At 44.7% G+C, this 4,863-nt stretch carries 6 protein-coding genes; all 6 read left to right on the top strand.

Features of this window, described 5'->3' with window-relative positions; all coding sequences use genetic code 11:
• Positions 1-231: hypothetical protein (locus tag PX482_RS06280; protein ID WP_288122199.1), on the top strand; the 231-nt coding region annotated here is incomplete at its 5' end.
• Positions 165-695, top strand: a complete 531-nt coding sequence (rimI, locus tag PX482_RS06285) for a ribosomal protein S18-alanine N-acetyltransferase (protein ID WP_288122201.1) — start codon at positions 165-167, stop codon at positions 693-695. The genes PX482_RS06280 and rimI, both read left to right, overlap by 67 nt.
• A 38-nt stretch (positions 696-733) precedes the next feature.
• Positions 734-1,924 carry a glycosyltransferase family 4 protein gene (locus PX482_RS06290; RefSeq protein ID WP_288122202.1) on the top strand — a complete coding sequence of 397 codons (1,191 nt, stop codon included), beginning with the start codon at positions 734-736 and terminating at the stop codon, positions 1,922-1,924.
• Positions 1,925-2,044: 120 nt separating this feature from the next.
• The gene (locus PX482_RS06295; RefSeq protein WP_223212939.1) at positions 2,045-3,304 is read left to right on the top strand and encodes a glycosyltransferase family 39 protein; all 1,260 of its coding nucleotides are present in this window, start codon (positions 2,045-2,047) and stop codon (positions 3,302-3,304) included.
• Between the two features lie 81 nt (positions 3,305-3,385).
• Complete coding sequence (locus PX482_RS06300; protein WP_288122203.1) at positions 3,386-4,003, top strand: CP12 domain-containing protein; 618 nt, start codon at positions 3,386-3,388, stop codon at positions 4,001-4,003.
• A 97-nt stretch (positions 4,004-4,100) separates the two neighbouring features.
• Positions 4,101-4,607: a DUF1269 domain-containing protein gene (locus tag PX482_RS06305; RefSeq protein ID WP_002756665.1), complete on the top strand. Its 507-nt coding sequence runs from the start codon at positions 4,101-4,103 to the stop codon at positions 4,605-4,607.
• Positions 4,608-4,863 lie beyond the last annotated feature (256 nt).

A 4,863-nucleotide genomic window follows, 5' to 3' on the forward strand; every position in this document is an offset into this window, starting at 1 on the left:
CACACCCCACACCCCACACCCCACACCCCACACCCCACACCCCACACCCCACACCCCACACCCCACACCCCACACCCCACACCCCACACCCCACACCCTGCTCCCTTCCCCGATCAATGGCAAAAATCCAGCTTAAAACCCCAAAATCAGAGCATCTTGCCGCCATGGTGGCACTCGATCGCACCAGTCTCGGCGGTATCTGGACGTTATCGGGATATCAACGGGAATTAGACAGCCCCAACAGTGAATTATTAATTCTTACCCTAGACCGGGATGACGAAACCCTAATCGGATTGGCTTGTTTTTGGGCAATTCTCGAAGAAGCGCATATTACTCTCCTAGCAATTTACCCAGACTATCAAAGACAAGGATTAGGAAAACTACTTCTCTACAAACTTCTGGAGAAGGCTGTACAAAGACAACTGGAAAGGGCTACGCTAGAGGTGAGGGTATCGAACCAGTCAGCGATCGCAATCTACGAGCATTTTGGCTTCCGCGTCGCTGGAGAGCGTAAAAATTATTATCCGCAAACTGGCGAATCGGCCCTAATTTTCTGGCGCAACGATCTACAAACGGCCGCTTTTCAGGAACAATTAAGCAAGTGGCGACAAGAAATCCTCTCAAGACTGGTGCGGGGAAAGTGGCAATTAGAGGAAGAAACCAGAGCCAAAATAGATACCATGGGGATGCAATGATTACCTACAAGCTTAAATCAGGTCGAGGTTAGGGAAAAATGAGGATTTTAGTGTTGGCGTGGGAATTTCCACCGCGATTAGTGGGCGGTATCGCCCGTCATGTCGCTGAACTCTATCCCGAAATCGTCAAACTCGGTCATGAAGTCCATTTAATCACGATCGAATTCGGTCAGGCCCCCAGTTACGAACTGGTGGAAGGCATTCACATCCACCGTGTCCCCGTACCCCCCGGCAATGACTTTTTCCATTGGGTGGTCAACATGAATAACAGCATGGGGCAACAGGGCGGCAAACTAATCGCCGAATACGGAAAATTTGACCTTGTTCATGCCCACGATTGGTTAGTAGGGGATGCGGCCATTGCCATGAAACATCTCTTTAAAATCCCCCTGATTGCCACTATTCACGCCACGGAATACGGACGTTATAACGGACTGCACACCGACACCCAACGCTATATCGCCGGCAAAGAGGGAACCCTCGTCTATAATGCTTGGCGCATTATCGTCTGCACTGGCTATATGCGTCATGAAGTCCATCGGGCTTTGGGCGCACCCTGGGATAAAATCGATGTGGTTTATAACGGTATTCGGGCCGAGAAAAAGCAAAGAGACCCTAACTTTGATTACCGAGCTTTTCGTCGTCAATATGCCCAAGATCACGAAAAAATCGTCTATTACGTCGGGCGTATGACCTTTGAAAAGGGGGTTTCGGTGTTACTCAACGCTGCCCCAAAAGTCCTGGCCCAGACCGAGGGTCAAACTAAATTTGTCATTATCGGTGGCGGCAATACCGACAAACTCAAACAACAGGCTTGGCATCTCGGTATCTGGCATCATTGTTATTTTACGGGCTTTATGTCCGATGAAAACCTCGATCGCTTCCAAACCGTGGCCGATTGTGCCGTTTTTCCCAGTCTTTACGAACCTTTTGGTATTGTCGCCTTGGAAAGTTTCGCCGCTAGGGTTCCCGTCGTAGTTTCCGATACCTGCGGTTTTCCCGAAGTTGTCCGTCATGGCCAAACGGGAATTGTCACCCGCGTCAATAATCCTGATTCCCTCGCTTGGGGCATTTTAGAGGTTTTAAATCATCCTGAATACGCCCACGAATTAGCTAATAACGCCTACGAAGACCTAGAAAAACGCTTTCATTGGGCGAATTTAGCCCGTCAAACTGAGACAGTATATGGTTTGGTTGTCCAAGAACGACAACTGGTAGAATGGCGTTAATCAGGGATCGGTTTTTTAGCCGTCAGCCATCCTGAAGCCGTCCCGATTTTCTTCTGGACAAACCTAATTAACTAGAGCATAATCTTAGGAAAGTAATTTCCTCGACACAAAATTATGAATATGCTGAAAATAACTAAGGATTTTAATCCCGCTCAACTAGCAAGTGTCCTGGTCAATTTCATCGGTTTTGTGGTTTTATTGACCTGTGTACTTCTTTCTCCCCATGCTCTCGTTTATGATGAAGTTTATCACTTACCGTTAGTAGATTTATTAAATCAATACGGTTTATCCTATCGATTCTTACGCGGTACAGGACAATCGGCCCCAGGTCCGTTATACCCGATAATTCATTATATCTTTCAGCCCTTGACCAATTTGCAAGCCCCTGCCGTTAGGTTGGTTAATATTCTTCTTTTATTACTGTTAATTTTAGTCCTGAGTTTAACCCTGCAAAAAATTTTCAAAATTCCCCAGCCACTGGTCTCTAGTCTGACAATTATGGGCTTACCGATGATTTGGGTGATTACGGGCATGGCTCTCACGGAAATCCCTGGTATGCTCTTGGCAACTTTAGCAATTTTCTTGATATTTATAGCTCTAGAAAAAATTGCAGATAACCGGCAAATGAGCTTAGGAATAGCCGCTCTGAGTGGATTATGTTTAGGGATAGCAATCCTAGGCAGACAAACTTTTCTCGTTCTGGTGTTTATCTTGCCAATACTAACAATTAGTTCCTCAAAAAAATCTTGGCAACCTTTAATATTATGCTGGTTAACTTCTGGAATTTTACCCGCTATCGTTTTTAGCGTATGGGGTGGATTAGTTCCCCCCGGTCAAAGTTCATTATCTTCTGGATATTCTCTGGTAAACGGATTTCTTTCCTTTGCCTACACCGGTCTTTTATTATTTATCCTCGCTCCCAAATGGTTCAGCTTGAATAAGGTGATAATAATATCTGTCCTGGTCAGCAGCTTTCTAGGCAACGCTATCTTTAAAATCCTTTCTATTCGTCCAGCCTACCAAGTTTTCCAGAAAATTATTCCCGATCCTACTTGGCTAAGTTTCTTTTTCTATTTAGCTTCCTCCTGTCTGCTTGCCTTTGGAATTCTTTTTCTGATTGCCAGCCTCAACAATTGCCGAGATCACTATAAAGATAGTAAATTTCTGTTTTTAAATGTTGCCGTGATCGTAGTTGCCGCTACAGCTTTTAAAATTACCCATTATTATTCGACTCGCTATACAGCTACAGCTATTCCATTCTTGATCCTGTTAGCCCAGTATTATACCAAAGATAACTATTTCAAGGTAGCCCGCTTATTGCTGGGGAATGTTGTCGGCTGTTTGATGTTAGTTTCTTATTTTTTGCGTCCTTGGAACTAGAAATCTTGCCAGATGGGATTCTTTGATTTTTGACAAGGATATACCTTAAAATAACAAAGGCACAACTTAACTTCTCCAACTATGACCATGAAAGCAGCTGAAATTATGACCACGGAGGTGGCCAAGATTAAAGGTTCTGAAACCGTTGCCAAAGCGGTACAATTGATGAGAGAAAAGAACATTAGAACTCTCATTGTCGATCGCCGTCACGATGAAGATGCTTACGGAATTATCACTGAAACCGATATTGTCTATAAAGTCGTCGCTTTCGGTCAAGATCCGCAAAAAGTGCGCGTCTATGAAGTGATGAGCAAACCCTGCATCGTGATTAATCCCGACCTCGGGGTTGAATATGTGGCCCGCTTATTTGCTAATACCGGTATTCGTTTCGCACCAGTAATTAAAGGCGGTTTGCTCGGTGTTATATCCGTTAGCGACATTCTCCATAAAGGTAACACCGTCGAAAAGCCCCGCAGTCTTGATTTAGAAGCGGAGATTATCAAAGCTAGAGATATTGCCCGGGCAGTATGTGCTGAAAAAGGGGGAAATTCTCCCGATTGTGCCGCAGCTTGGGATGTTGTTGAGGAATTACAGGCAGAATTGGCACACCAACGCGCTAAAAAACCGGAAAAAACCTATTTTGAGGAATACTGTCAAGAAAATCCCGATGCTTTTGAAGCTCGTATTTATGACACCTAATCCCCATGGCTTTGAGGTATTCTCCGATACCTCAAACTTTTTAATCCGGCAAAAGTAGTGTATAAAGGTTTTATTTACTAATAATCGAGGAAAAACTATGGCCGATCTATTTGTCATCGCCTATGAGGACGAATTTAAAGCAGAAGAAGTTCGTTTAACTTTGGCTAAACTGCAACAGGAACATCTCATCGAGTTAGAAGATGCTGCCGTAGTGGTTAAAAACAAAGATGGCCAGATTAAACTCAAGCAAGCGGTCAATTTAACGGCAGCGGGAGCCGCCAGTGGCAGTTTCTGGGGATTATTAATCGGAATGCTCTTTTTATCCCCTTTATTAGGGGCCGTCCTCGGTGCTGCTGGTGGCGCTTTGGGAGGTGCTTTAAGTGATATCGGTGTGGATGACAATTTTATGCGGGAATTGGGAGAAACCATGCAGCCAGGTACATCTGCTCTCTTTGTTCTCGTCCAAAAAGTTACCCCCGATAAGGTCCTCGATGAAGTGGCCCCCTACGGAGGTAAAGTGTTACGCACTTCTTTGACCAAAACCGACGAAGCTGAATTACAGAAAATTCTCGACCAAAGAGGTGTTCAACCCGAAACCGTTTAGGATATGGGTCCATAAAAGCCAGAAAAAGGGAATATATTTCCCTTTTTGCTTTTTGAGCAAGAATGGGTTTAGCATGACCACCACAGCAGCTATAAAATAAGAAACAATCAATAATTAGGGCTTGCTGAAAAAGTTTTTCGGTGGTGGCAGGGTGTGGGGTGTGGGGTGTGGGGTGTGGGGTGTGGGGTTTTATCGATTTTCAGGTGGTCAACTACCTAATTTTCAGGGAAAAAGTACCTGAATTTTCCCCCCAATC

The sequence above is a fragment of the Microcystis sp. M53602_WE12 genome (assembly GCF_030065455.1).
Taxonomy (GTDB): domain Bacteria; phylum Cyanobacteriota; class Cyanobacteriia; order Cyanobacteriales; family Microcystaceae; genus Microcystis; species Microcystis aeruginosa.

What these genes read in the sequence shown, in the direction of transcription:
- rimI (WP_288122201.1), top strand. Translation starts at nt 165, where the DNA reads ATGGTGGCACTCGATCGCACCAGTCTCGGCGGTATCTGGACGTTATCG.
- PX482_RS06290 (WP_288122202.1), top strand. Translation starts at nt 734, where the DNA reads ATGAGGATTTTAGTGTTGGCGTGGGAATTTCCACCGCGATTAGTGGGC.
- PX482_RS06295 (WP_223212939.1), top strand. Translation starts at nt 2,045, where the DNA reads ATGCTGAAAATAACTAAGGATTTTAATCCCGCTCAACTAGCAAGTGTC.
- PX482_RS06300 (WP_288122203.1), top strand. Translation starts at nt 3,386, where the DNA reads ATGACCATGAAAGCAGCTGAAATTATGACCACGGAGGTGGCCAAGATT.
- PX482_RS06305 (WP_002756665.1), top strand. Translation starts at nt 4,101, where the DNA reads ATGGCCGATCTATTTGTCATCGCCTATGAGGACGAATTTAAAGCAGAA.